We start from the raw sequence: 26,448 nt of genomic DNA on the forward strand, positions 1-26,448 counted from the left end.
TCGTAAATTATGAAGCATTTTTGTCTTTTTTACTTTCCTCTAGTTTATTTTTCTTGCCATTCTTTTCAACTTTGCTTTTTTCAATAGATTTAGCTACTGGCTTTTGAATTTCTTTATTTAAGATTTCAGATATAGCAGACTTTAGGATTTTTATTTCAATTTTTGGTGCTATTTCTAGTATTAGTTGTGCATTTACTTCGTCAACTTTGTTTACTTCACCTATTATTCCACTAGAAGTAATAACCGTATCACCACGTTTTATTTGATCTATCATCCTTCTATGTTCTTTTAGTTTTTTGTGATTGGGGCGAATAATGAGAAAATAAAATACTACAAATATTAAAATGAGTGGAATAAAGCTAGCAACAGATGCTGATACATTGTTAGTCGCATCTGCCGCAAAAACCTCAGAAATGAACATATTTAATCCCAATTATTAACGATAAAATTAAATAGATTAAGCAGCAATTACAATATCATGTCAAGTCTCTGAAAGAAATTAATTCAAATTAATAAGAAACTTAAAGAATTTTAAGGTGTTTCTGCTGTAATGGCGGGAGTGATGAGACTTGAACTCACGACCTCATGCGTGACAGGCATGCGCTCTAACCAACTGAGCTACACCCCCCATTGCTTTTTAACGTTTGCAACTTTAAAGCTAATCAACGTGTTGCCACTTGTCAATATTTTTTGTTTGCGCTTTTTTGTCTTTTTTATTACTATGTAAATAACTTAATTTCACACATGGCTTATGCAAGTAGTCCCGTTAGGGTTATGCCATGGAGGATAAACTATTTGGAGGAGTAAATATGACAAATTTGCCTAAAGTCACTATACGTGATTTAGCTGAATCTGGTGTGCATTTTGGCCATAAAGTTAGTCGCTGGAATGCGAAAATGGCCCCATATATATATGGTATACATCAACAGAATCGTATACACATAATAGACTTACGAAAAACATTACCATTGTTAGAGGCGGCGATGAAAGCTTTATACGATGTTGCATCTCAAGATGGTCGCATTTTATTTGTTGGTACGAAATTTCAAGCTTTAGATATTGTTGCAAGTGAAGCAGTTCGTTGTGGTCAGTATTATGTAAATGATCGATGGCTTGGTGGTATGCTTACTAATTGGAACACTGTTTCTTCTTCGATAAAAACTTTGATACAATATGAGAAAATATCCAATGATGAAGATAGCATCTTAACAAAAAAAGAATTAGGAAACATTGAAAAGAAAAGAAAAAAGCTTGATAAAGAATTGGGTGGAATTAGAGAAATGGGAGCAGTTCCTGATATTTTATTTATTATTGATACTAACAAAGAGCATATAGCGGTTAAAGAGGCTAAAAAACTGGGTATTCCTGTAGTTGGAGTACTTGATACCAATTCTGACCCAGATGGTATTGCCTATCCTATACCAGGAAATGATGATTCAAGAAAATCAATAGAGCTCTATTGTAAATTAGTTGCTGATTCTATATTAGCTGGAATAGAGTCTAGTTTGACAAGGTCTAGAGTTAAGGATGATGAGCTTATTCAAGAAAAAGAAGAGGATATTGTGCAAACTAAAAAGAAGCGTATTAAGGTTGAAACAGAAAGGGAGGTAATAGTAAGTAAATGAAGATGGATTCAAGTAGTATAAGGGAATTACGCGATAGAACAGGGCTTGGCTTAAGCGATTGTAAGAAAGCGTTAGAAGAGTGTGATGGTGATATTAAGAAAGCCGTTGATAGGTTACGTACAATAGGATTTGCTAAAGCTGACAAAAAGTCTGATAGAGTAGCTTCGGATGGGCTTATTGCTATGTGCTTGGCTAAAAATTATGGTGTATTGGTTAAAGTCAATTGTGAAACTGATTTTGTTGCTAGAAATGAGAAGTTCATAGCATTAGTTTCAAATTTAGCATCAATTGCTTGTCAAGAACGTTGTACTAGTCTTGATGAGTTAAAAAATGCCAAATATGAAGATGTTGGTACAGTACAGGAAGCTATTATGAGTGGTACATCGGTTCTTGGTGAGAAGTTAGAGTTAAGCAATCTTTGCTACCTAGAGACTAAGGATGGGATTATTGCTGGCTATGTACATGGTGATATGCATGGCTTAGGTAAGATTGGTGCTTTAGTAGCATTGCAATCATCTGGTGATAAACAAGAGATTGGAAAGCAAATAGCTATGCATGTAGTTGCTATGAAACCTGAAGCTTTATCTATAGATGATTTAGATCAAGAAAAATTAAACAATGAGCGTTCTATAATTGAGGAGCAAGTAAAGAGCTTAAATAAACCTGAAGAGGTAGCGAAAAAAATAGTAGATGGACGAATGGCTAAATACTATGAAGAAGTTGTTCTGCTAGAGCAGAAATTTATAAAAGATGATAAAATGAAGATTGCTGATTTTATAGAATCAAGTGCTGTTAAATTAGCTAATTATAAGTTACTTACTTTGGATGGTGAAAATAAGTAACAAAACTTCAGAAGTAAAATACCCCAGAGTGTTATTCAAAATCTCTGGGGAGGCTTTGATGGGATCAAAGCTGTTTGGCCATGATATGGAAGTGATAGATAAACTATCCAAAGACATAGTTGAAGTTTGTAATCTCGGAGTTCAAGTTTGTGTTGTTGTTGGTGGTGGGAATATTTTTCGTGGTGCATCAGCATCTTTAAGTGGCTGTGAAAGAGCAAGCAGTGATTATATTGGAATGCTTGGCACTGTCATTAATGCTTTAATTTTGCAAAATTTTTTAGAAAAAAGCTCTATAGTCTCTAGGGTGTTGTCTGCTATACCTATGACTACCATATGTGAGCCTTACATAAGAAGGAAGGCTATTCATCATTTAGAAAAAGGTAGAGTTGTCATTTTTGCAGCAGGTACAGGTAACCCATTTTTTACCACAGATACAGCTGCAGCTTTACGTGCTGTTGAAATGAATTGTGATGTTATTCTAAAAGGTACGCAAGTAAGAGGTGTATATTCTGCTGATCCAAAAAAAAATGAGGATGCTGTGATGTATGATAGGCTTTCTTATACAGATTTACTAACTCGTGATTTAAAAGTTATGGATGCATCAGCAATTTCACTTGCTCGTGAGAATTCTATCCCGATTATAGTTTTTTCTTTAAAAAGAGAAAAAATGGTCGATATTATTAAGGGTCAAGGTACTTATACTATAGTCTCAGGTTATAAACATTAGGTAATTTATGTTAAACGAAATAAAAGCTAAAACAAAAGAAAGAATGCTAAAAACTATTCAGTCTTTTCATGATGATATGAAAGGTGTACGTACTGGTAGAGCTAACTCATCATTACTTGATGGTATAGTTGTAAATATCTATGGTGGACATCAAAAACTGAACCAAGTTGCAGGCGTTTCAGCTATAGATAACAAAACTCTATCAGTTAAAGTTTGGGATGCTACTGTTATCGGTGAAGTGAAAAATGCGATAATCAATGCTAACCTAAATTTAAATCCTGTTGTTGAAGGAAATACTATACGTATAGTTCTTCCAGACTTAACACAAGAAACTCGTGAAAAATTAGTGAAATTATTGCATCAATTTTCTGAAAATGCACGAGTTGCAATTAGAAATATACGCAGAGATGTTATAGAAGAAATAGAGGAAATGAAGAAAAATAAGGAAATCTCAGAAGATGATTTTCATGTTGCCAAAAAGGAAATACAAAACATTACTGATGATAATGTAAAAAAAGTCGATGATGACTTATCTATTAAAGAAAAGGATATATTGCATCATTAAGTTAATATAAAAGAATTTTTCAGTATTGAAAAACATAAGAGGATTCGATATAGATACAGTTGTATGAATGCTGTGATTCAGATCTCATCATTACGCACACATTTGATCGTTATACCTTTTGAAACCTAGAAAAAAAGCTTTTCAGTTTGATTTTTTATTACGATAATTAAGTTTACACTCTTGAGCGAAAACGATGCTGAAACGCCTTTTCCTTATTTTTGCATTTGTATTACTCATCCCACTGTCAAATGTTGATGCCAGAAGATATATCAGAATTGTTGGATCTTCAACTGTTTTTCCTTTTATCTCATTTATATCTGAAGAATTCAGCCGTATATTTTCCTTTAAAACTCCAGTTGTAGAATCGATAGGAAGTGGATCAGGGTTCAAAATGTTTTGTTCAGGAATAGGGGAAGGCACACCAGATATCACTACTTCATCTCGCCCTATGAAGGAAGTAGAGAGAGAATTATGTAAAAGAAATAAAGTGAATGAAGTAATAGAGATCATAATTGGCTATGATGGAATTGTTATTGCAAATTCAAATCAAAGCCATAGATTTGATTTTACAAAAAATGACCTGTTTGAAACTTTATCTTCATATTCTGAAGACAATGATAGATTAGTAAAGAATAACAAGAAGTTTTGGTCTGATGTAAATCAAGCTCTACCAAAAACAGAAATTAAAATCTATGGCCCACATCAAAATACAGGTACACATGAAACTTTGATTAATTTTATTATGCTTGATCAATATTCATGTATGAACTCAAGGATTTTCAAAGAGAATTATCAAGACCAAGAAAAAAGAAAGAAAGCATGTAGTAATATCAGAGATGATGGAAGATATATAGAAGTTGGAATTAATGAAAACATAATAATACAAAAATTGAAGAGCAATAAAAATGCTTTAGGAATATTTAGCTTCAGCTTTTTAGCGAAAAACCAAGATGAGATTCAAGGAAGCACAATCACAGGAATTGAGCCAACTTATAAAAATATATCATCGGGGGAGTATATGTTAGCAAGGCCTTTATATCTTTATATAAAGAAAGAACACTTAGATACTGTTGATGGATTAAGGGAATTCATTAGAGAAGTTGTAGACTCTATTAGTACTGAAGGTGGATATTTATCTAGGCTTGGCTTAATTCCACTTTCAAGCGAAAATATGAAAAAAGTCTTGGAAAAGGTTCGTGATATAATATGATGACTTTGATATTTTTTTATTCTGGATACTAGGTAAAAATAGAACGTTTAAATTTCTTGTTTTTATTGTTATCATGCTTAGATTCCCTAAGAACTTATTTACTACAAAATACAACAAGTTCTATTTATTTGAGAAAGTTGTGCGTCTTGTAGAACAGATTTTGTTGTAGGTTTCTCTGTAGCTATTTCAAGGTTTTCTTCTATGCTTTTTTGTTCTGTGTAATCTTTAACTTCTTGAATGAAATCTTCAAGCCACTTCTCACTACCTATCTTGGCATGTCGTTGTTGCTCACCTTTAAGAAGTTTTATTACAGCTGCATCTTGATTTTCAGGCACTCTTTGATATTTAAGCCACAAGTCACGAATATCAGGAGGAGCTTTTTCAAATGAGCTTCAAAGGTTGCTTTTGTGTCTTTTGTACTTTCTTCTTGTTGATCTTGATGGAATTTAAACCAGAAATCGCGAATATCAGGAGAAGCTTTATCCCAAAGAAGTTTAGTAATTTCTTTTATATTTTTCAGATCTTCTTGTTTCAATCTTTTACCATCACCTATATATCGTTTATTAAGACCAACTTGCAGAGGATAAAGTAAAAGGGTAGTTTTGCTCTGTGAATGTATAGGTCTATTTAAAATCATTGCTAGATTTGTATCACAATCTTCTAATACTGCTTTAACTTTTTTAACATCTAAATAATCTATTGCTTGACGTAATTTGTGGTGAAGATCACTTGTTCTCTTTAAGTTTTTCACTTTTTGCATATGCGAATCATCACTTCCTTCCTCTTCTTGCATAGCTATATCACACGAAATACTCTCAATTTTTTGCTCCATTTTCTGTATACATTGATTAATTTCCTTTTGATTTTTTTTGAATATAATCAACTGTGAAATGGTACAAGGATTAGGTAGATCGTCTTTAAACTCTTTTTGTATATTACTAGGTAACTCGCTTTTCAAAACTTCTTGTATATCGCTATCGTAATTATTTTTATATTCTCAAAGTTGCCTTGTATAGCTTCACTAATTAATGAATCTCGAATGTTTTTTTGTCTTTCAGTTAATAACATACCTTACCTCTACCTCTTATGGCAAATTTAGCGCTATAATTATACGTATTTATAATCAAGTCAAGAGAAAAAATTAGCAAAGCGGTTGAAGTTTTAATAACATATAGCTTTCACGTTACTATCTATGGAAAATCTGCAAGTTTTACGTTCAATTGCGTTTATTGTGGGAATTTTTCTATTGTTGTTTGGCGTAGCAATGCTTATTCCTGCTATTACTAATAATTATCTAGGTTACGAATGGAAAAATTTTCTGGTTGGATTTATAGTTACCTGCACATTTAGTGCAATTTTTATTTTATTGGATAAACTAAGTAAGTTACATGGAATGCCGGCAATTTTTGCGATTACTAGCTGTACCTGGATTGTATTATCTCTATTTGCAGCTATTCCATTCTATCTTGATAGTCTAAGCTACGTTGATGCACTATTTGAAGCAGTATCTGGGATTACAACCACAGGGGCAACTGTGCTCAGCGAAATTGAACAACAATCTCCAGAGATACTACTGTGGAGAGCAATGCTGCATGGTATAGGAGGATTTGGAATAATTACAGTAGGAATTGCAATTTTTCCCATATTTAAGGTTTTGAGCTTAAATAATTTACTCTATTCTGAGTACTCAGATGCTCTTAAAAGAAAGTTACCACATACGCGAAGCGTAGTAATACATATTGCAGAAATATATTACTGCCTAATTTTATTGTGCATATTTTCCTACTATCTAGCTGGCATGCCATTATTTGACGCAGTATGTCACGGAATGTCCGCTGTATCAACTGGTGGATTTGCTAACTATAACGATTCTATAGGCTACTACAATAACCCTATATTGGAGGTCATAACAATTATCTTTATGATTTTAGGCTCTTTACCTTTTCTGAGCTATTTAAAAATTATAAGACGATTAGACGTTTGTTATGATGAACAGGTCTCTTACTTTATTAAGATAGTTGTTATCTCATCTTTGCTTGCTTGTTTTTGGTTATATAAAAATTTTGACTTAGGAGTATTTTTATCATTTAGGTACAGCACATTCACCATTACCTCCTTTATCACATCAACTGGCTATGTAATGTGCAACTACTTGAATTGGAGCTTTATTTCAGTCTTAGCTTTCTTTTTAGCCTTTATTGGTGGATGTGGTGGTTCTGCTAGTGGTGGAATCAAAATCTTCCGTTTAGTCATTTTTCTAAAGTCTATAAGGAATTACTTTAGCTCTTTATTAAATCCAAGTGAAAGCGATAGAGTAAAACTCAATGGTAAAATACTGGAAAATGATGAAGTTCAATCCGTCTTTACGTTTTTTGCGATTTACATGTTAACGTTCACTATATCATCAATAGTGATGTCTTACTTGAGCAATGCGGACTTTATAACTAGCATCAGCTCTGTTTCTGCAATGCTTACAAATTCTGGCCCAGGATTTAGTAACCTAATAGGTCCTTCAGGTAATTATTCCTCCTTTAGTGGTGGAGTAAAGCTATTTCTATCGTTTTTGATGCTGCTTGGCAGGCTTGAAATATTGCCAATTTATTTTTGTATAGGTAGTTTATACTGGAAACTTTGCCATTCCAGAGTGTAACGCTAATTCAGGTTTACATTTAAATTCTATTACATATTATTATAAGTATTACAAAACTTTAAAGGACAATTATGGCAGTTATGCCAGATAAATGGATAAGGGAGAAGGCTGAAAACTCTAGAATGATAGAGCCTTTTGTGAATCATAAAAGCAGTAAGGGTGTTGTATCTTTCGGATTATCATCTTATGGCTATGATGCAAGAGTTAGTAATAAGTTTAAGATTTTTACTAATGTTAATTCAGCTATTGTAGACCCCAAGAATTTTTCTGAGAATAGTTTCATAGATAAGGAAACAGATGTATGTATAATCCCACCAAATAGTTTTGTACTTGCCAGCACGGTGGAATATTTTCGTATACCAAGGAATGTACTGGTAATTTGTGTTGGTAAATCAACTTATGCAAGATGTGGTATTATAGTAAACGTTACACCTTTAGAGCCTGGATGGGAAGGTCACGTCACACTTGAATTCTCTAACACTACTCCACTTCCTGCAAAAATTTACGCTAATGAAGGAGCATGCCAATTTGTGTTTTTAAGCAGCGAAAGTGAGTGTGAGAAGTCATATGATGATATGAAAGGAAAATATATGAATCAACATGGTATCACTTTGCCGTTAGTTAAGTGATTACTTTAGATAAAGCTAGATATTGATTTTTTGTATTGAAGATTAGCAAAATTTTCTTTTATTAGTTCATCACATTTTTTATCACCTAAAACTGCACGTGCAGAGTGATCTTTAAATGATTCTATAAAGCTAATAAAGAAATTTGTAGAAGGATTACTTAAAGCTTTTGCAACTTCTTTTTTTTCTTCATCATTGGCAAGCTGATTAAATAATTCTTCACCTTTTTTTTGTAGCTCATTTTGAAATTCTTGTTTTACAGTAGCCTTATCCGCTCTTTGCAAGAAGAAAAACTCTTCAAAAGTGTACAAGGAAGAGACAATACTGTTAAAGGTACCAGTAAAACATGCACTGCCAACAAGTACTCCGTATTCTGTTTCCGATTCTACTAAATGTTTAACCAGTTGATATTTTCTCTGTGATATGCGGGTATTAATATCTATATTATTATCAGTACTTTTTTTATTTTTATCCTTACAAGCTTTCCAAACCAAACTTAAAACTTGCTTCAATCTTAATCCACTTCCACTATGTGAATTAGGGTCATTTTTTATACGCTTTAGGCACTTAAGTGCATGTTTTCTCTCATCTGATGTGAGTTGATCTTTATCTACAGCTTTTTGTATGCCATTTGCTATGCACTCTAACTGATCAATAAATCCTTCTATTTCCTTTATAAACTTATCATCAACATCAGGCTCGCCATAGTTTTCTTTTAGCTTTTGAACGTTAATATTAATTGCATCATTTACATTAGTATCATGCGTTGTTTGTGGGATACGCGCTGCCTCCATAAATGCTTCAGTTCTTTGCTCTAACCATTCTGGTAATTTGCCTCCTGCAAAAAGATATAGCTTGCTCAACGCTTGAAAGACTAGGACAAATGCCATGAAAAGAATAAGGAGTGTTATAGATAATAGTATCACTAAACCTATGATTAGCCACCTCACAGGGGCTAGTAAAATATCTCTTAATTTTGACGTTCTTTGTATGTTATCTGGTGTATTTACTGCTACTGGCATAATTAATTTTAAACAGTTTTACTATCATCAATATACTATATTTCTCTTATTTTGTCAACTCACGTTTCTACTTCTGTACTTTTTCATTCTTTCTTCTAATTATTATAGATGCATTTCTTTATTAATTGATATCCTCTCAAGCAGCTAACACTGATTGCATTCGCCTAGTTACAAAATAATGTCTGTGCTAAAACATGCTCATATATAGCTCTTTTTCTAATAGTTCGAACAGGTGGATATTCTTTCTGGCTCAATTTTTTATAACAGACCAATGGTTTGATTAAAATCAGGAGAATATGGAGGCAGATATATAACTTCAGCACCGACACTTTTAACAAATTCACTTATTTTCTATGAAAAGTTGCATTATCCAAAATCACCCAGCAAAAAGCTTGAACTAGCTATTAAAAACGTCTGTATCGCAGTAGCCTTCAAAAATCATGGGCGCCATAATTTTTCCCTTATTCAAAGCTGCAATCATACAATACGCTGACTTTTGTGTTATCAATTCCAGATTAGTCGATATATACAAGAATTTCAGTGTTTTTTTGTTGCTATGAGTTTTTTAAGCTCAGCACGTTTTTTCTGCGTCCTTAAATAGTCCTAATTTAAATTTGTTTTGAGTTTAAAGTCTTTCTTTAGGTTTGCAGAATACATTTCCTTATTATCTTGGTTATAGAAAGTAAATTTGTGATCATCTAAACTTAATATTGCAAAGCCAAAGCCGAAAAAGTTTCTAACTTCGTGTGCTAAGTAATTTCTACTATTTGGATAGTTAAATTCTACATTTTGATAAACAGGTTCTTGATCTTGAGCGTGTAATAATGCACCGCCGTTTCCAACTATAATCTGATCTGGAACATCATCCATTAATAAAATCTGGGCTATATGAATGTGGCCAGAAACTATGGTAGTAACATTGTTTGGAAATTTATCTCCAAAAGCTTCAATTTGTGTAAGATTACCATGGCTTTTTAATGTCAAAAATTCTTTTTTTGGAGATCTCCAAAGCGGTTTATGAGTCAAAAACCACGTGGGCTTATCTTGTATCAATTTATCAAATTGTCTCTCAAAAGCATCAACTGTGCTTTGGGTTGTAAAAATTTCCTTACCGGATGAAGAGTCGAAGATAAAAAACTTCATCGGCCCAGTATCTAAGAACCAACTGGAAATAAGATCTTCACATTTTTGAGGGAAAAAGGGGTATGAATCTAAATATCTGAACCATCCTTCATAAGCTCTATTACAACTCTCATGATTCCCACGAACAAAAAGAAAAGGAGATTGTGTTAAAATATCTTTTGCAGGCTCAAACCAATCAGCGTACCAAGCTTCTTTGCTATATCCATAAATATCGCCGCACTTTTTTGTGTTTCTACATTTTGTTTGTCTATAATGATAATCACCAACATGGATAATTAAATCTGGTTTATGAAAAGCGATTGAATCTAAATTTTTTTTCAGAGGCCAGTTATCTACAGAATTACATTCTTGCTGAAATAACATATTTATTCTACATCCTGTATCGCCAATGAAGGCAATTTTGCTGATCTTTTCCGCTAATACGGGAACTTTTATATTGTCAATACTAATGTTTTGAGCATTTGTTTCTACTATCAGTTCACAAACTGTTTCGGTGTTGTTAATTGAGCTGCGACTTAGCATTTCTACTTCCTTATTATCGACGTAAGCAATGGGACACATGTTATTGTCTATAATCGCACGTATGCTTAATTTATTTTCTGGAATGATTTGAGACCATGTGTACAATATTTGTGCATGATTAGAGTGAAAGCTAATTGTAAGAGATAGAATTAAAAAAATGAAGATATTAGCTACTTTCATTTGTATAAAAACCTAAATTAAGAATTAGTATTAAGATTATCTTAAATGATTAAAGTTTGTAACCATAAAATTCATAGTTAAATTATACAGGCATTTCCTAAATTATCCTAGTATCAGATTGACACTTTAGATGAAAAATCCTAAAATGATTAAGTAATTTAAAGTAATTATATAGAAACTAGAATAAAGTGCGGTCGTGGTGGAATTGGTAGACACGCAGCGTTGAGGTCGCTGTGGCTCACAAAGCCTTGGAAGTTCAAGTCTTCTCGACCGCACCAAGTTGTTTGGTGTAGGTGAAATGTTTATAGGAAATCAAAGTAGAAATAAAGTAGAAAGGGCCATCAGCGAAATCAGGCGTGGTCTTCCAATTTTAATATATGATGATGAAAATAACTATCTATTGCTTGCTGCTGCTGAAACTTTAGAAAAAAATTTATTTAGTCAATATAAGCTTATATCAGGTAATGTATATGTTACTTTGACTGCAAGTAAGGTAAAATACATATGTCAGAGTAAAGAACATAGTAGCAAACGTCTATTGATAAGCAATTTTGATGAACTGCTCCATTTAATAAACTGTTCAAAGGAAGATAGCATAAAAGAATTGCAATGCTCAAAGACAATAGATGCGTATGCTGTTGCCTTGCTTAAGTTCTCAGAGTTATTGCCATACGCATTAGTGGCTGATATGACTTTTGAGAATAAACATGAAATGCAAAATTGGTGTGAAGAAAATGACATTATTGCACTAAATACGTTACTTGTGAATGATTTTCAACGAAATCATAGTGTGTATGAAGTGTGCAAAACATCATTATTTTTAAAGCAGACTCAAGAAGTAGATATCATATCTTATAGAACCAAAAGTGGCGGAAGAGAACATTATGCAATTATCATTGGCAATCCAGATAAAGATAATGAGCCATTAGTGAGAATTCATTCTTCATGCTATACAGGAGACTTATTAGACAGCTTATCATGTGATTGCAGAAGCCAGTTACATCAAGCGATTCAAATAATGACTGACTTTGGGAATGGCATTATATTATACTTGATGCAAGATGGGAGAGGTATTGGTTTGACTAATAAGCTAAGAGCATACAGTATGCAAAGAAAATATAATCTTGATACTGTTGATGCAAATAGAGTATTGGGTTTTGAAGATGATGAAAGGAGCTTTGCTGTTGCAGCTAAAATACTTAAGAAATTGAACATTAACAAAATACAATTACTTACAAACAATGGTAGAAAGTTATCAGAGTTGAAAAATAACGATATAGAAGTTACAAAGTGTATACCACTTATTATGGAACGCAATGAATATAATGATTCATATATGGAAACAAAATTTGGCAAGTTAGGCCATGGATTAAGGGTTTATTAGCTTTTTTGTTATAACTACTTTGTTAGCTTGCTATGTTAATTAATATAAGTTAAGATTTTTAAGAATATTGAGATGCTGAAATTTTTAAAACAAGAAAAAAATAATGAGTCATTAGATAAGGATATAAATTGGAATTCAAGTCGCTATAGCACAGTTGTTGCTCAGAGAAATACTTTACTTTTATTTACATTAATATTACTAGTTGCAATTTCTGTAAGCATATTAGCTATATTTAAAATTAGCACAAGTAGCACTATTGAGCCATTCGTTATAGAAATTGACAAAAAGTCAGGAATAGTGCAGTTGGTTGATCCTGTTACAGTAAAACAATATTCTGCAAATGAAACTCTGAGCGATTATTTTATTTCAGAGTATATAAAAGCAAGGGAAGTTTTTGACCCGTATAATTATAATTATAATTATTATACAAAAGTAAGGTTGTTTTCTTCGCCTAGTGTATATAGTGAATTTAGCAATTATATAAAATCGCAGAATATGAATGACCTTTTTAATTTATATTCAGATGCTAAAGGTGAGTTGAAAATTCGTTCAATTCAAAAATTAGGTAACGATGCTCTTCAAGTGAGATTTTCTATAGAATTTACACGAAAAGATGGAAATTCCTCAAGGAAAAATAAGATAGTTGTGATGTCATATAAATATGCATCGCTTGAAATGAATGATCAGCAAAGATATATTAACCCGTTAGGGTTTCAAGTTATTTCATATAGAGTAGATGATGAATATGTGTAGGATATTGTTAGTTTTAGCTTTACTAATAAGTGGCAACTTAAATGCATCTATTAATAATAAACCTATTTCTGTAGATAGTAGAATAAAGACTTTTGTATATAGCCCTAATGAGGTGTTTACAGTAATTTTTAGTCAAGGTTACTATTCTTATATTGAGTTTGCAGAAGGGGAAAAAGTCAAAAATATTGCTGTTGGTGATGCATCAAGTTGGAAAATTAATCCTTATGATAATAAACTGCTTGTCATGCCATTTGAAGTCAGTAGTCGCACTAACATGATTATTACGACAACTAAAAAGAGAAATTACATTTTTGATCTAATTTCAAGACCAAATTACGATAAATACCCAGATACTGATGCTAAAAAAGTGGATCATGATTATTCCGTCGAAAAGGATATATCTTACGTAATACGTTTTTATTACCCTCAAGAAGAAGATGAATTTGATGTTGATTTGGATGAGGTTTCTTTACCTACTCAAATGCAATACATTACAGAAAAGCCAGAAAAAATAATACAAGAAAATAATACGAGGTACAACTATACATATATTGATGAAGGTGGTAACGTAGATATAGTTCCAATTGAGTTATTCGATGATGGTTATTTAACCTATTTAAAGTTTAGAAATAGTAATAAAATTCCTCAGATTTTTATAGAAGGGGAATCCTGTAAAAGGCTGTTATTTGATGATTATGTTGTAATAAAAGGAGTACATAAAAAGCTATTAATGCGTTATGAAGGTAGTGAAGTTGAAGTTATAAATAGGTCACTTTAGTTGTGGTACATATAATATGAGTAAAGAAAGGCATAATAGTGTAGAAGATGAATCAGAGATAGAAAGCAAGGTAGTAACAGTTGGCTCTAATCAAGGTTATAAGGCATTGATGATAGTTATGGTAGCGCTCTTAGTTGGTGGAGTGTACTATCTTTATTTTAGTCCTTCTAATAAAGAGGGTCCAGAGATTGTTAAAAAAGAGGAAACAAAGCAAAACATTCAAGAATTGAAAGGAAAGTTAGAACAAGTTCCAGATAATGCAATAGTTTCCGAAAGAGTAGTAACTGATCTCTTGCCACCCTTACCTCCTCTTCCTATTCCACAAATCATACCAGAAGTAAAACAAATCAAAAAAGAGGAAGTGACAAAAAAAGAAGAGCAACTAAAAGAAATTCCCTTGTCAAATATACCTGTTTTACCAAAGCAAAATTTTCCTTCTGGTAATGTTATTAGCAATTTGCCTACTTCATTTCCTACAATAGGGGGTGGCGGTTATCCTAGAGACAGACGTAGTGCACAAATGTTAGCAATTTCAGGTAGTAGTGGGGAAGGTAAAGCTACAGATGCTGTTTTATCCAATACCTCAGCACAATCGAGCAAAGCTATCAAAGCTGGAAAGCTTGGTTTAATGATTATTCAAGGTAAAGTTATTGACGCTATTCTTGAAACTGCAATAAGTTCTGACTTACAAGGAATGCTCCGTGCTGTTGTTAGTAGAGACGTTTATGCAGAAACTGGTGATACAATTTTAATACCAAAAGGTTCAAGGTTAATAGGTGGTTATTCATTTGACTCAAACGTTGCAAAAGCCCGCGTGAACATAAATTGGAATAGGATCATTCTTCCTCATGGTATAGATGTTGCTATTGCATCATCTGGTACCGATGAGCTTGGAAGGGCAGGGATAGCTGGAATAGTTGATAATAAAATAGCAAGTGCATTATTCTCTTCAGTGGCACTTGCTGGTGTTTCGATTGGTTCAGCTGTTGTAGGACAAAAAGCCTCTAATCTTATCGATGCGCTAACTGCCATGGATGTAGTGAAGTCTATTACTGCAACTGAAATAGATATTTCTTCTCTCAAAGGGGCTATTATTGAGAGATTAGAGAATTCTATAAAAACTGAAGTTGGGAAGGTAGGAGACGAAAAATGGAAATTGGGTGTTAGGGCTATTGAAAAAATTCGAAATGCTAAAAGTGATCAGGATTTGCTGAGAATAATAAAGGAAGAAATAGTAAGTGTGATAAAAAGTTCTGGAGCTAGTGGAGTTGATACAATTACTAGTGACAATATCGGTATAACTTTAGACGATGTACGTCAACTGTTGAGGCAAACTCAGAAAAGAAGCAAATCTGTTTATAATGAAGCAATTGGGAAGTCAATCAATGATTTTTCCAAAGACATGCGAGATATAGTTGATAGGAGTGTAGATAAAAAACCAATTATTTATGTTAATCAAGGAACTGCATTGAAAGTATTTGTTAACCAAGATATAGTATTTCCTCCACAGTCAATATTAAATAACTGAAATGAACTATGCTGCACTTGATACATACTTGGAGCCATTACAAGGGATATTTCAAGAGGAAGGTGTAAATGAAATATCAATAAATAAACCGAAGGAAGTATGGATTGAAAATCGCGGTGAAATAAGATGCGAAAAGTTAGAAATATTTGATCTTAATCATTTAAAATCTCTTAGCAGGTTGATTGCTCAAGCTACAGAACAAAAACTGAGCGAAGAGACACCGCTGCTTTCAGCTACATTACCAAATGGTTATCGTATACAGATAGTGTTTCCTCCAGCATGTGAGCCTGATAAAGTAGTCATTTCAATTCGTAAACCTTCTTCTATGCAATTGGCATTGGATGATTATGAAAAAATGGGGGCTTTTTCTGAAACTGTTATAGGAGTGACCGATAATCCAGTAGATCGTCACCTAGATTTGCTACTGAAACAAAAAAAAATAAAAGAGTTTTTAGAATATGCTGTAATAAATAAGAAAAATATCATAATTAGTGGTGGAACTTCCACTGGTAAAACCACTTTTACTAATGCTACTTTGCGTACTATTCCATCTGAAGAAAGAATTATTACTGTTGAAGATGCAAGAGAGATAGTTTTGAATGATCATCCGAATAGAGTACATCTTATTGTTTCTAAAGGAGGGCAGGGCAGAGCAAAAGTAACCACTCAAGATTTGATAGAAGCGTGCTTACGTTTAAGACCAGACAGAATAATAGTTGGTGAGCTCCGTGGAGCGGAAGCTTTTAGTTTTCTCAGGGCAATAAACACTGGCCACCCAGGGTCAATATCAACTCTTCATGCAGATAGTCCGGCAATGGCTCTTGAGCAAATAAAACTTATGGTTATGCAAGCAAATCTTGGCATTCCCCCAGATCAGATCATACCATACATTAGAAATGTAATTGACATTGTTATTCAACTCAAAAGGACCAGTGGTGGAAAAAGAAGTATTTCTGAAATATTATTTACTAGATCTTCAAATGAAAATACTTAAATTTATACGTAAGTTAAGAAAAAGTAGTTTATGAGTAATGGAAATCACCTACGCAATATTCTCATAGGAGGTGTAGTATCTTTTAGCATACTTGAATTTTGCTTCTATTTGTCTGGTATATTATTCTACCTGTTTGTTGACGGTCCAGATGGTGTAGATTTTAGAGCAATTAATCCTAGCTTGACACCTTTTCCTCAAGCTCTCTGGCCGACAATTTTTGATCATATACAATATTGTTGGCATCATCCAGAGCTATATAGCTTTGAGCTCAAAATTAAATTAGTTGTATCTTCTCTACTGCCTCAAATTGTTTTGATGATTATTTTGTGGAATGTGAGAGAAAGACTAATTGAGTGGCGGCCATTTAAAAAGAAAGAATCACTTCATGGAGATTCACAGTGGGCATCAGAGAAAGACATACGAAAAGCGGGATTAAGAAGCAAAAAAGGTCTATTGCTTGGTAAAGATAAGAGAGGATATTTTATTGCTGATGGGTTTCAGCATGCATTGCTCTTTGCACCTACAGGCTCTGGTAAAGGTGTTGGTTTTGTAATTCCTAATTTGTTATTTTGGAATGATTCGGTAATTGTGCATGATATAAAATTAGAAAACTATGAAATAACAAGTGGTTGGCGAGAGCGACAAGGACAAAAAGTATATGTATGGAACCCAGCGCAGCCAGATGGGGTAAGCCATTGTTATAATCCACTGGAATGGATTAGTGAAAAACCTGGACAGATGGTTGACGATGTGCAAAAAATAGCTAACCTAATCATGCCTGAACAAGATTTTTGGCAAAACGAAGCAAGAAGCTTATTTGTTGGGGTGGTACTATATTTACTTGCTGCACCAGAGAAAGTTAAATCTTTTGGTGAGGTTGTGCGTACGATGCGTAGCGATGACGTAGTTTACAATCTTGCTGTAGTTTTGGACACAATGGGTAAAATAATACATCCGGTAGCGTATATGAACATTGCAGCTTTTTTGCAAAAGGCTGACAAAGAAAGATCAGGTGTTGTGTCAACTATGAACTCGTCGCTTGAATTGTGGGCAAACCCATTGATCGATACTGCAACTGCATCAAGTGATTTTAATATTTTGGATTTTAAAAAGAAGAAAACTACAGTTTATGTTGGTTTAACTCCTGATAACTTAACTAGGCTCAGGCCTTTAATGCAGGTTTTTTACCAACAGGCAACTGAGTTTTTATGTAGAAAATTGCCATCGGATGACGAGCCTTACGGCGTATTATTTTTAATGGATGAGTTTCCAACACTTGGAAAAATGGAGCAATTTCAAACGGGCATCGCATACTTTCGTGGCTATCGAGTAAGGTTATTTTTAATTGTTCAAGATACTGAACAGCTTAAAGGAATATATGAAGAAGCAGGAATGAACTCCTTTTTATCAAACTCAACCTATAGAATAACTTTTGCAGCCAATAATATTGAAACGGCTAATTTGATATCTCAGCTTATAGGAAACAAAACTGTACAACAAGAATCATTAAACAAACCTAAATTTTTAGACTTGAATCCTGCATCAAGATCATTGCATATCTCTGAAATACAGAGAGCATTGCTCTTACCTCAAGAAATTATTATGCTGCCACGTGATGATCAAATAATTTTGATAGAGTCGACTTATCCAATTAAGTCAAAGAAAATTTTGTACTATAGTGATAGCACATTCACAAGGAGGCTGATTAAACCAACACTTGTGCCTACACAAGAGCCATATGATCCAAACAAGGTCTTTTCTGCTGCTAACAAAGATAAGATTAGTAATGAAGAAGAGAGTAATGCTATTGAAGCTGCTGATTATCCTGTTGAAGCTAAAACTGAAGATGCAATATACGATGAGCCAGAGATTGAAGATGGGTTTGAAGACGAGGATATTGATGATAAGTTTGAAGGTGGTGATGGGTTTGATGATGAGGAAGACGATGATGGGTTTGATGATGAAGACGGTAAGGATGAATTTGACGATGATGAATTTGAAGATGAGGACAAACTAGACGGCAATAAAATCGAGGATAGAGGTTAATTTTACCTATTTTTTAGCTTAGAAAATAATTAGTTTTTTCATATTAAATCATTTTTAATTAATTAGTACTAGATTAGCTATTTTAACTAGAGGAATAGTAATGATGAGTAAAAAAACATTAGCAGTTACGGCACTTGCTTTATTGTTGTCACAACAATCTTTTGCAAGTGAAACAGAAGGATTTTACTTTGGTGGTGGATATTACGGTCAATATTTGAACTTGGGTAAGTTGAAAGCAAAAATTGGAGGCAAAGATGCTACAGATGATAACCGTGTATCTATAAATGACATAGACGCTCAGAGAACAGAAGGTCAGTTAATAAGTAAGTATAAAGGAGATTATAATCCACCTTTTGCTGCAAATGTAACGTTTGGTTACACAGGAGAACTAGGCAATAATAGCTATAGAGCTGAATTGGAAGGGATGTACTCTTCTGTAAAAGTAGATAATGTTGGTTTATCAAGTAATCAAGTAACTGTTTCGTATCTAAAAGACAAAGACGTTGATGAGAGTGCTAATAAAAAAACTTATATGTATAAAACTGTAATTAATCATGACCAAGTAGAAAACGCATCTGTAATGGCAAATGTTTATCATTATTGGAAAAGTGATAGTTTCTCTTTTTCTCCTTATGTTGGGGTTGGAGTCGGTGCAACAAGAATGACAATGTTTGAAAAATCGTCAATAAGACCTGCAGGTCAATTGAAAGCTGGCTTTGATTATCGTATAAACGAAGATGTAAATATGCACATCGGATATAGAGGTTTTGGTGTTCTTGGTAGTAATGTTGATTTTGAAGCAGAGGTGTTAGGAGAAATGAAAGCAAAGCAACAGGCAAACCCAGATGGAAAAAAGATATTAGAATTGAAGAAAGGTCAAAAACCATCGGACCAGAAGTTACACAAAGAAAGTATCAGTATAGGCAATCAAGTGTTTCACACACACGGTATAGAAGCTGGTCTTACTTTTCATTTTGCCAGCAAAGCTTAACTCTGATAGAGACATTTTCCTGGTAGCACGTCTGCGTCACACGACTGTAGCTGCTAACCAGGTGACAACTTTCTCGTTATCTGAATATTTTCTTTCTGTAATTCAGGCTCTTTTTTCTCAGTTCCAGCGTGTAGGGCTGGAACAACAATAAAGAACATATAAAGAATGGTTATGCAAGAAGTCTACTTTTTATTCTTAATTAACTCTAAAGCCTTCTTCAGATCTATACTTTCAATATCTGCATTCTTGCCCAACGCAACGTTTGTTTTACCGCATTTTATATAGAATCCGTACCTACCGTTGCAGATAAAAACTTCTTTTCCCTTTTCATTAAAACCAAGAGATTTTAGCTCTTTGCGTGGGCTGCTCTCAATAATTTGTATAGCTTCGTTTAATTGTGTGTCTAATACCTCCTTAGAGCTTTTTTTAAGAGAAAAGTATCGACCATCATAGAGAATATAGTACCCAAATCGTCCAAGACCTATTTTTACTTCCTTTCCAGTTTCTGGGTGTTCTCCGATTATTTTCGGCAGGGAAAGTAATCGAGTGGCGGTATTTAGATCAATATCATTAACATTTATATCTTTTGGTACAGAAATCTTTTTTTTCTTTTCTGACTCACTATTAAACTCCAGATAAAGTCCAAAAGGACCTTTTTTGATCATTACCTCTTGGCCTGTCACATCATCTATACCCAAACTTTTTGGATATTCTGAATTGTCATTACTGCCCGTAATTTCTTTTGTATGGTTGCATTCAGGATAGTTAGAACATCCAAGAAACACCCCGGCTTTTCCAAAGTTCAATTTCAATATGCCACCAGAGCAATTAGGACATTTTTTACCTATTTCTTCCTTTCCTTCCTCTGAACAAAACCAATCGACTACCAAATTGTGAATGCCACTGAAAATTTCATCATGTGTCATTTGCTTGACAGAGTTTACATGACCAAAAAATGGCACCCAAAAATGGCTCAATTCTTTTTTCCAATCTGCATGTCCATTTGAGATTGAATCAAGCCTTTCTTCGATTTGTGCTGTAAAGTCATACTCTACACAACGCTGAAAAAAAGTTTCTAAAAATATAGTTACGATCTTACCGCGGCTGCTTGGAATAAATCTTTTGTTATCCAATGAAACGTACTCACGATCTTGTAATACCGAAATAATTGTTGCATAAGTTGATGGGCGACCTATACCGACTTCTTCCATTTTTTTTACTATACTCGCTTCACTATAACGAGGTGGCGGTTGAGTAAAGTGCTGTTTCGGATCAACAGAAATCAACTTGCACGTTTCCTCTTCCTTCATGGCAGGCAGCAAGCCTTCATTTTCGGCTTCTATGTTATCTTGGTAGACTCTATAAAAACCATCAAAGAATATACTTGATCCACTTGCTCGCAGAATTACTTTCTGGTCAGTAGAACTAATTTCAACTACCACTTGATCAAGGATCGCCGATTCCATTTGACTTGCAATGGTTCTTTTCCAGATTAAATCATACAATTTAAATTGCTCTGGCGTTAAGTAATCCTTAATACTACCCGGCGTTCTGTTGATATCAGTTGGACGAATTGCTTCATGTGCTTCTTGAGCATTTTTGACCTTTTTTACATATTTACGAGGAGAATGCGGTAAATATTTATCACCATATAATGACTTAATTGATCCCCTGATTGAGTTTATAGCCTCATCTGCAATATGAAACCCATCTGTACGCATGTAAGTTATCAACCCTACGGTTTCACCACCAATATTGATACCTTCATATAAATTTTGCGCTACTCGCATAACATTTTTCACATTAAAATACAGTTTATTCACTGCATCTTGCTGAAGACTTGAGGTGATAAATGGAGGAAGCGGGTTTCTCTTAACTTGCTTGCGTTCTACTGTGCTTACAGCATACTGCCTTGACTCGATCTCCCTGACTAAGTTCTTTGCCTCTTCTTCATTCTTAATATCAAATTTTTCTAGCTTTTTATTGTCATAGTGGCTTAGCATAGCAAAAAAAGCCTCATCTTTGCTATTTTGCATTTCTGCCTTTATGCTCCAATACTCCTGTGTTATAAACTTACTGATTTCATCCTCCCGTTCGCATATAAGCTTTAATGCAACAGACTGCACTCGCCCTGCAGATTTGCTTCCCGACAATTTTGTCCACAGCAGCGGTGACAAGCTAAATCCAACTAGATAATCCAAAGCTCTGCGTGCTTGCTGTGCACGCACTAAGTCCATATTAATTTCACGTGGATTTTTTATAGCTTCTTGCACTGCTCTTTTTGTTATTTCGTTAAAGACTACTCTATGAATGTTGCTTTCATCATTGATTGCTTTTCTTTCCTTTAGTGCCTCTATCACATTCCAAGCTATTGCTTCCCCTTCTCTGTCTGGATCTGTTGCAAGGTATATATCTGATGTTTTACTAGCTTCCTTGACTAACTCTTTTACATACTTTTCTGCTTTTTCAATAATCTCATACTTCATGGCAAAGTCATTATCAGGATCAACAGAACCATTCTTCGCTGGCAGATCTCTGACGTGGCCAAAGGATGCAGCCACTTTGAATTCTTTACTCAAATATTTACCTATCGTCTTTGCCTTTGCCGGCGACTCAACTATTAATAATGCCATAATTATTAGTACTTAAAGATAATATGTTGAAATATATAGAATAAAAAGTAAAAAAATATTTTAATGGTCTTTCCAATTTTTCTAAGTAATTGTTTGATGTTCGCAAAAAAACTAATGAAAGAACTTGCTTTATAAATTTTTTCAACTCCCTTACCATAAGGATAACGCTATACTATTTATCTTCGTCTGTGCAGATTAAACGACAAAAGCATAACGCAGTTGTCGTCTTATTTTTAATTTTTTGCACTATGTGCATCTTATTTCTTTACAAAACTTCCAGTTTTTTAACCATATAAGCTGAAACGGTCTGTTTAAGACAGGCCAATTTTCAGGAGTCACAACTAGCTAATAGGGGATTTCTTTTGTCTTTTTTCTGCTTAGTAAATTTCTTGATATTTGTAGCTAAAGTAATTTACGAGAGGTATCATCCCAGTCCGACACTGGGATCCAGTTAAATTTACGAGTATAAAAGTAATCAACGTTTCTGATGATGGAAAAATGGATCCCAGTGCTCCGACACTGGGATGACAAGAAAAGGAGTACTGGAATGACAAGAAGGACATTCCACCATGTCATTCCAGCGCATGACGCTGGAATCCAGAAAAAAGAACAATGGATCCCAGTGTCAGCTACTTGGATGACATTATAATAAAGATCAGCTACTCGGATGACAAGAAAGGACTACTTGCATGATATCTGGTTATATAAGTTCCAATTTTAATAATATTTACATATAAGCCATACGCTTGAGTTGCAAAGTTCTAAAAAGCAGCCAAAATAAAAATAAGTAGACATTTATAAATTAAACTAAGTGTACAATCAACAAACAAGAGTATTGATTGCAACAATACTCTGTAGAATCGCAATATGGTATGACCATATGCTCTTTATTGATCTGGTTAATATAATTAGTAGAGAATTTTGTTATGCAAAAGATATCTACTACAGCATATTGCAATTGTTTGGAATTGCAGGACTGGGTGCAATGGTAAGACCACTTGGTGCATCTGTATTTGGTCACATTGGTGATAGGTATGGAAGGAGAATGGCGTTAACGATTGCTATCTTGCTAATATCGATTCCTTCTAGTCTCGTTGCGTTTATTCCAAGTTATAGTAAAATAGGAATAACCTCTACTACATTGCTTCTTTCAATCCATATGATACAAGGGGTTGCACTTGGCGCTGAGCAAGGAGGTAGCTCTGTTTATCTCATAGAGCATTTACCTAATAAGAAAAAACTAGGAATGTTTTTTGGAATAATAAGTTTTGGTCGCTCCATTGGCATATTGCTCTCTGTGGTTGCAGTGATCATCTGTAAAAAAACCACTGATTTTAACGCTTGGGGTTGGAGGCTGCCGTTTATTTTTTCAGCCATTTTAGGATTAATAAGCGCATGTAGTATATATACACTAGGAGAAACTCCAGCGTATGAAAAAAATCGAGAACAAAGAAATTTACCTAATGTACCAATAATAGAGCTTACAAAACGCTATAAAAGAGCCCTGATACTTGCCATTTTAATATCTGTACCTGTTAATGTTGCTGTTGGATTTACCATATTTCTTAGAACAATTGCAAAAGAAATAGTGTCTGTTGAAACTTATGTAACAACGTATGTCAACGAAGTTGTACTCATTATAACCAGTATATTAATGCCGATATCTTCAATAGTGCTTGGAATTTTAGCTGATAAAACAGGAAGAGAACGCACTGCAATCTTATTTATAGTGATAACAATGGTAATATGTTGTCCTATGTTATCTATTGTATATTACTATAAAAGCTACCTAATAATTATGTTGAGTGTGATGGCTCTTTCTATAATCGAGAGGGGTATTAATCCTATAGGGATAGTTACTGCTGAGCTTTTTCCTACTAATGTTAGATTTAGTGGTGTGAGTTTATCACGTAACATTTCTTATGCCCTGCATGGTGGATTTACTCCTATGATATGCACTTTGTTTACTATAATGTTTCCTAAAATAGACTTTGCTGCTGGGCTTTATGTAATTTTTTGCTTATTAGTCAGCTTAGTAGCAATATTGCAAATAAAACCACAAGATAAAAAGTGTGATTGGTAATTTTCTCTATTTAAATTTATTTCACTTATTTAGCTAATTTTTATTACAATTATAATTTTGGCTTTTATGAAAACTGCATACGTATGTCAATTCTGCGGTCATAGCACTGGAAGGTGGGTAGGAAGGTGTATTGCATGTGACAGTTGGGATACGGTTGTCGAAGAAATAGTACTAAAAACAGAAACGAGAAGTACATCTGCACCAATTTCAATAAAAGCGTTATCAGATAGTGAAATTATTACCCCCGATCGTTTTTTAACAGGAATAGAAGAGTTAGATAGAGTTTTTGGTGGAGGTATCGTTCAAGGTGCTAGCATTTTAATTGGTGGTGAACCTGGAATTGGAAAATCTACTCTTTTGCTTAGGATTGCAGCTAATGTTGTACAACTTTCCTCTTTTGAATGTCTTTATGCATCTGGCGAGGAATCTTTAGAGCAAGTGAGCCTCAGAGCAAAGCGTCTTAAGATAAATGAACCTAAAATTAAGCTTTTATCTACAGTATCTTTAACTGATGTAGTAGCAACAATAAGGAAAAATAAAAGTATTAAGTTCTTGATAATTGATTCTATACAAACTATGTATGATAGCAAAGTCACATCAGCACCAGGAACTGTAACTCAAGTCCGTACCTGCGCTCATGAATTGACTGTTCTTGCAAAGCAATATGGTGTTTCTCTCTTAATAGTTGGCCATATAACGAAAGATGGACAAATAGCGGGGCCTAAAACCCTGGAGCATATGGTAGATACAGTACTATATTTTGAGGGTGAAAATAGTAATCAATATCGCATTTTACGTACTATTAAAAATAGATTTGGCCCTGCAAATGAAATTGGTGTTTTTGAGATGTCTGAAGCAGGACTCATGCCTGTTGATAATCCATCATCATTATTCTTGACCGTACATGATAGAGAAGTAGTTGGCAGCGCCGTATTTGCAGGAGTTGAAGGCTCAAGACCAATCTTAATGGAAGTGCAAGCATTAATAGCAAGGACTAATATGGCAACTCCAAGAAGGGCAGTAGTTGGTTGGGATATTAATAGATTAGCTATGATCATCGCGGTGCTAAGTGCTCGTTGTAAAATGTTTTTGCATGATAAAGAAGTATACCTAAACATTGCAGGAGGACTCAAAATACAGGAACCATCAGCTGATCTTGCTGTTGCTGCTTCCCTTATTTCAAGTTTAGTAAATTTACCGCTACCAACTTCTTCAATAATCTGCGGTGAAGTTGCACTTTCAGGAGAAATTAGGAATGTTTCGCATGCTGATCTCAGACTAAGGGAAGCACAAAAATTAGGGTTTAAAAAAGCGATTATGCCTAAAAATAGCAATTATTCTTCTCATAATATTGAAATAATTAAGCTTGGTCATATAAAAGAGTTAAAAGAGATCTTTAATCACAGTTAAATACTATCTGCATGAACATTTTGCTTGTGAGAAGGATGTTATCCCAGCTTCCATAATGTCATCTGAGTAGGTGACATAAGCTTCTTTTTTTCTGGATTCCAGTGTCAAGCACTGGAATGACACCATCATACCTGTTGGAGTATGTATGTAGCCTTATCTCACACTCCTGTCATGCCAGTGTCCAGACACTGGCATCCAGTCTTTTCGTTATCAAAAACATTGTAAAGTGTTTAGCTGGATTCCAGTTTCACGCACTGACCATTTGCTGTTTTTACTCATAACTACCTTGTCTGGACGAATACGAAAACAAGTAGCTAATTATCGCATAAAAAAAAGAAGATGTAGAATATCTTCTTTTTTGTGATTAAAGATACATTAAATCTTGATTGTGTATTTCCTCTGCTATAAGCAATAATTTTTCGCTCTCATCAAAGAGACTTTTTGCGCTAGCTGCTAATTTCTCACTAATTTGTGGTAGACATTGTCATAATATACTCCTTAAATTTTTAAAATATATTTATGTTGGTATACAAGTATCAATATTACATTAATATAGTAACTTTTTAGGCATGAGTGACAAGCTGAAGTGGTTTTTAATTACTCAAAAAACAGAAACGTTTCTATTTCCTACACTTTCTAAAACCATAGGTACCAGTTGGTTTTTAGCTAAAGTAAAGGTCAAGTATCTGGAATTCTGGACATAAAATCCTCCTGTGTAAAAAAGAGTTAGAAAAAA

23 protein-coding genes, 2 tRNA genes and 1 pseudogene are annotated in these 26,448 nt (G+C 33.9%); 18 read left to right on the forward strand and 8 right to left on the reverse strand.

Annotated elements, in window-relative coordinates; genetic code table 11:
* Positions 1-7 precede the first annotated feature (7 nt).
* Both yajC and AAGD63_RS02095 read right to left on the reverse strand, forming a co-directional pair.
* Complete coding sequence (gene yajC / locus AAGD63_RS02090) at positions 8-421, reverse strand: preprotein translocase subunit YajC (RefSeq protein WP_006012489.1); 414 nt, start codon at positions 419-421, stop codon at positions 8-10.
* Positions 422-551: 130 nt separating this feature from the next.
* Positions 552-628 (reverse strand) — tRNA-Asp (locus AAGD63_RS02095).
* 181 nt (positions 629-809) lie between these two features.
* Between AAGD63_RS02095 and rpsB the strand changes: the two genes are divergently transcribed.
* The 5 genes from rpsB to AAGD63_RS02120 all read left to right on the forward strand — a co-directional run bounded on the left by rpsB (position 810) and on the right by AAGD63_RS02120 (position 4,969).
* Complete coding sequence (rpsB, locus tag AAGD63_RS02100; protein WP_264682668.1) at positions 810-1,625, forward strand: 30S ribosomal protein S2; 816 nt, start codon at positions 810-812, stop codon at positions 1,623-1,625.
* Positions 1,622-2,467, forward strand: coding sequence for a translation elongation factor Ts (gene tsf, locus AAGD63_RS02105; RefSeq protein WP_341813651.1), 846 nt, complete (start codon positions 1,622-1,624; stop codon positions 2,465-2,467). Before rpsB ends, tsf begins: the two co-directional genes overlap by 4 nt.
* Positions 2,451-3,194 (forward strand): UMP kinase, encoded by a 744-nt coding sequence (gene pyrH, locus AAGD63_RS02110; protein ID WP_341813652.1) that lies wholly within the window; start codon positions 2,451-2,453, stop codon positions 3,192-3,194. The genes tsf and pyrH overlap by 17 nt, the downstream gene beginning before the upstream one ends.
* 7 nt (positions 3,195-3,201) lie before the next feature.
* Positions 3,202-3,759: a ribosome recycling factor gene (gene frr, locus AAGD63_RS02115; RefSeq protein ID WP_341813653.1), complete on the forward strand. Its 558-nt coding sequence runs from the start codon at positions 3,202-3,204 to the stop codon at positions 3,757-3,759.
* 193 nt (positions 3,760-3,952) lie between these two features.
* The gene (locus AAGD63_RS02120; protein ID WP_341813654.1) at positions 3,953-4,969 is read left to right on the forward strand and encodes a substrate-binding domain-containing protein; all 1,017 of its coding nucleotides are present in this window, start codon (positions 3,953-3,955) and stop codon (positions 4,967-4,969) included.
* A 101-nt stretch (positions 4,970-5,070) separates the two neighbouring features.
* On the opposite strand, the gene AAGD63_RS02125 is transcribed toward AAGD63_RS02120, so the two are convergent.
* Together AAGD63_RS02125 and AAGD63_RS02130 are read right to left on the reverse strand one after the other, a co-directional pair.
* Positions 5,071-5,304, reverse strand: a complete 234-nt coding sequence (locus tag AAGD63_RS02125; RefSeq protein ID WP_341813655.1) for a hypothetical protein — start codon at positions 5,302-5,304, stop codon at positions 5,071-5,073.
* Positions 5,277-5,927 (reverse strand): hypothetical protein, encoded by a 651-nt coding sequence (locus tag AAGD63_RS02130; RefSeq protein WP_341813656.1) that lies wholly within the window; start codon positions 5,925-5,927, stop codon positions 5,277-5,279. The genes AAGD63_RS02125 and AAGD63_RS02130 overlap by 28 nt, the downstream gene beginning before the upstream one ends.
* Before the next feature lie 234 nt (positions 5,928-6,161).
* Here AAGD63_RS02130 and AAGD63_RS02135 point away from each other — a divergent pair, with 234 nt between their 5' ends.
* The gene (locus tag AAGD63_RS02135; protein WP_341813657.1) at positions 6,162-7,619 is read left to right on the forward strand and encodes a TrkH family potassium uptake protein; all 1,458 of its coding nucleotides are present in this window, start codon (positions 6,162-6,164) and stop codon (positions 7,617-7,619) included.
* Positions 7,620-7,690: 71 nt separating this feature from the next.
* Positions 7,691-8,248 (forward strand): dCTP deaminase, encoded by a 558-nt coding sequence (gene dcd / locus AAGD63_RS02140; RefSeq protein ID WP_341813658.1) that lies wholly within the window; start codon positions 7,691-7,693, stop codon positions 8,246-8,248.
* Positions 8,249-8,253: 5 nt separating this feature from the next.
* Here the strand turns inward: dcd and AAGD63_RS02145 are convergent, their stop codons facing one another.
* The 3 genes and pseudogenes from AAGD63_RS02145 to AAGD63_RS02155 form a co-directional block, all read right to left on the reverse strand.
* Positions 8,254-9,267: a hypothetical protein gene (locus AAGD63_RS02145; protein ID WP_341813659.1), complete on the reverse strand. Its 1,014-nt coding sequence runs from the start codon at positions 9,265-9,267 to the stop codon at positions 8,254-8,256.
* 253 nt (positions 9,268-9,520) lie between these two features.
* Positions 9,521-9,861: pseudogene (locus tag AAGD63_RS02150) on the reverse strand (transposase); the annotation flags it as partial.
* A gap of 9 nt (positions 9,862-9,870) precedes the next feature.
* Complete coding sequence (locus AAGD63_RS02155) at positions 9,871-11,112, reverse strand: metallophosphoesterase (protein WP_341813660.1); 1,242 nt, start codon at positions 11,110-11,112, stop codon at positions 9,871-9,873.
* Positions 11,113-11,302: 190 nt separating this feature from the next.
* On the opposite strand from AAGD63_RS02155, the gene AAGD63_RS02160 reads away from it, so the two are divergent.
* The 8 genes from AAGD63_RS02160 to AAGD63_RS02195 all read left to right on the forward strand — a co-directional run bounded on the left by AAGD63_RS02160 (position 11,303) and on the right by AAGD63_RS02195 (position 19,586).
* Positions 11,303-11,390, forward strand: a tRNA-Leu gene (locus AAGD63_RS02160).
* A 20-nt stretch (positions 11,391-11,410) separates the two neighbouring features.
* A complete protein-coding gene (locus AAGD63_RS02165) occupies positions 11,411-12,496 on the forward strand; it encodes a GTP cyclohydrolase II (RefSeq protein ID WP_341813661.1) in 1,086 nt (361 codons plus the stop codon).
* A 72-nt stretch (positions 12,497-12,568) separates the two neighbouring features.
* Positions 12,569-13,249, forward strand: coding sequence for a type IV secretion system protein (locus AAGD63_RS02170; protein WP_341813662.1), 681 nt, complete (start codon positions 12,569-12,571; stop codon positions 13,247-13,249).
* The gene (gene virB9, locus AAGD63_RS02175; RefSeq protein ID WP_019236950.1) at positions 13,236-14,027 is read left to right on the forward strand and encodes a P-type conjugative transfer protein VirB9; all 792 of its coding nucleotides are present in this window, start codon (positions 13,236-13,238) and stop codon (positions 14,025-14,027) included. The genes AAGD63_RS02170 and virB9 overlap by 14 nt, the downstream gene beginning before the upstream one ends.
* Before the next feature lie 16 nt (positions 14,028-14,043).
* Entirely contained in the window at positions 14,044-15,555 is a 1,512-nt protein-coding gene (locus AAGD63_RS02180; protein ID WP_341813663.1) for a TrbI/VirB10 family protein, read from the forward strand.
* 1 nt (position 15,556) lies between these two features.
* Entirely contained in the window at positions 15,557-16,549 is a 993-nt protein-coding gene (gene virB11, locus AAGD63_RS02185) for a P-type DNA transfer ATPase VirB11 (protein WP_341813664.1), read from the forward strand.
* Between the two features lie 30 nt (positions 16,550-16,579).
* Entirely contained in the window at positions 16,580-18,595 is a 2,016-nt protein-coding gene (locus tag AAGD63_RS02190; RefSeq protein WP_341813665.1) for a type IV secretory system conjugative DNA transfer family protein, read from the forward strand.
* A 100-nt stretch (positions 18,596-18,695) separates the two neighbouring features.
* Entirely contained in the window at positions 18,696-19,586 is an 891-nt protein-coding gene (locus AAGD63_RS02195; protein WP_341813666.1) for a P44/Msp2 family outer membrane protein, read from the forward strand.
* 182 nt (positions 19,587-19,768) lie between these two features.
* On the opposite strand, the gene topA is transcribed toward AAGD63_RS02195, so the two are convergent.
* Positions 19,769-22,219, reverse strand: coding sequence for a type I DNA topoisomerase (gene topA / locus AAGD63_RS02200; protein WP_341813667.1), 2,451 nt, complete (start codon positions 22,217-22,219; stop codon positions 19,769-19,771).
* 487 nt (positions 22,220-22,706) lie between these two features.
* On the opposite strand from topA, the gene AAGD63_RS02205 reads away from it, so the two are divergent.
* From AAGD63_RS02205 to radA, 3 genes are all read left to right on the forward strand, one after another.
* Positions 22,707-22,868, forward strand: coding sequence for a WPE palindromic element domain-containing protein (locus tag AAGD63_RS02205; protein WP_341813668.1), 162 nt, complete (start codon positions 22,707-22,709; stop codon positions 22,866-22,868).
* Between the two features lie 162 nt (positions 22,869-23,030).
* Positions 23,031-24,302, forward strand: coding sequence for an MFS transporter (locus tag AAGD63_RS02210; protein ID WP_341813669.1), 1,272 nt, complete (start codon positions 23,031-23,033; stop codon positions 24,300-24,302).
* A gap of 66 nt (positions 24,303-24,368) precedes the next feature.
* Positions 24,369-25,712 (forward strand): DNA repair protein RadA, encoded by a 1,344-nt coding sequence (radA, locus tag AAGD63_RS02215; RefSeq protein WP_341813670.1) that lies wholly within the window; start codon positions 24,369-24,371, stop codon positions 25,710-25,712.
* The last annotated feature ends 736 nt before the right edge of the window (positions 25,713-26,448 follow it).

This window comes from Wolbachia endosymbiont (group B) of Germaria angustata, assembly GCF_964026725.1.
Classification (GTDB): domain Bacteria; phylum Pseudomonadota; class Alphaproteobacteria; order Rickettsiales; family Anaplasmataceae; genus Wolbachia; species Wolbachia pipientis_C.

What these genes read in the sequence shown, in the direction of transcription:
- virB11 (WP_341813664.1), top strand. Translation starts at nt 15,557, where the DNA reads ATGAACTATGCTGCACTTGATACATACTTGGAGCCATTACAAGGGATA.
- yajC (WP_006012489.1), bottom strand. Translation starts at nt 421, where the DNA reads ATGTTCATTTCTGAGGTTTTTGCGGCAGATGCGACTAACAATGTATCA.
- frr (WP_341813653.1), top strand. Translation starts at nt 3,202, where the DNA reads ATGTTAAACGAAATAAAAGCTAAAACAAAAGAAAGAATGCTAAAAACT.
- AAGD63_RS02180 (WP_341813663.1), top strand. Translation starts at nt 14,044, where the DNA reads ATGAGTAAAGAAAGGCATAATAGTGTAGAAGATGAATCAGAGATAGAA.
- AAGD63_RS02195 (WP_341813666.1), top strand. Translation starts at nt 18,696, where the DNA reads ATGATGAGTAAAAAAACATTAGCAGTTACGGCACTTGCTTTATTGTTG.
- AAGD63_RS02205 (WP_341813668.1), top strand. Translation starts at nt 22,707, where the DNA reads ATGATGGAAAAATGGATCCCAGTGCTCCGACACTGGGATGACAAGAAA.
- AAGD63_RS02165 (WP_341813661.1), top strand. Translation starts at nt 11,411, where the DNA reads ATGTTTATAGGAAATCAAAGTAGAAATAAAGTAGAAAGGGCCATCAGC.
- AAGD63_RS02135 (WP_341813657.1), top strand. Translation starts at nt 6,162, where the DNA reads ATGGAAAATCTGCAAGTTTTACGTTCAATTGCGTTTATTGTGGGAATT.
- AAGD63_RS02145 (WP_341813659.1), bottom strand. Translation starts at nt 9,267, where the DNA reads ATGCCAGTAGCAGTAAATACACCAGATAACATACAAAGAACGTCAAAA.
- rpsB (WP_264682668.1), top strand. Translation starts at nt 810, where the DNA reads ATGACAAATTTGCCTAAAGTCACTATACGTGATTTAGCTGAATCTGGT.
- topA (WP_341813667.1), bottom strand. Translation starts at nt 22,219, where the DNA reads ATGGCATTATTAATAGTTGAGTCGCCGGCAAAGGCAAAGACGATAGGT.
- AAGD63_RS02120 (WP_341813654.1), top strand. Translation starts at nt 3,953, where the DNA reads ATGCTGAAACGCCTTTTCCTTATTTTTGCATTTGTATTACTCATCCCA.
- tsf (WP_341813651.1), top strand. Translation starts at nt 1,622, where the DNA reads ATGAAGATGGATTCAAGTAGTATAAGGGAATTACGCGATAGAACAGGG.
- virB9 (WP_019236950.1), top strand. Translation starts at nt 13,236, where the DNA reads ATGAATATGTGTAGGATATTGTTAGTTTTAGCTTTACTAATAAGTGGC.
- radA (WP_341813670.1), top strand. Translation starts at nt 24,369, where the DNA reads ATGAAAACTGCATACGTATGTCAATTCTGCGGTCATAGCACTGGAAGG.
- dcd (WP_341813658.1), top strand. Translation starts at nt 7,691, where the DNA reads ATGGCAGTTATGCCAGATAAATGGATAAGGGAGAAGGCTGAAAACTCT.
- AAGD63_RS02170 (WP_341813662.1), top strand. Translation starts at nt 12,569, where the DNA reads ATGCTGAAATTTTTAAAACAAGAAAAAAATAATGAGTCATTAGATAAG.
- AAGD63_RS02190 (WP_341813665.1), top strand. Translation starts at nt 16,580, where the DNA reads ATGAGTAATGGAAATCACCTACGCAATATTCTCATAGGAGGTGTAGTA.
- AAGD63_RS02155 (WP_341813660.1), bottom strand. Translation starts at nt 11,112, where the DNA reads ATGAAAGTAGCTAATATCTTCATTTTTTTAATTCTATCTCTTACAATT.
- pyrH (WP_341813652.1), top strand. Translation starts at nt 2,451, where the DNA reads ATGGTGAAAATAAGTAACAAAACTTCAGAAGTAAAATACCCCAGAGTG.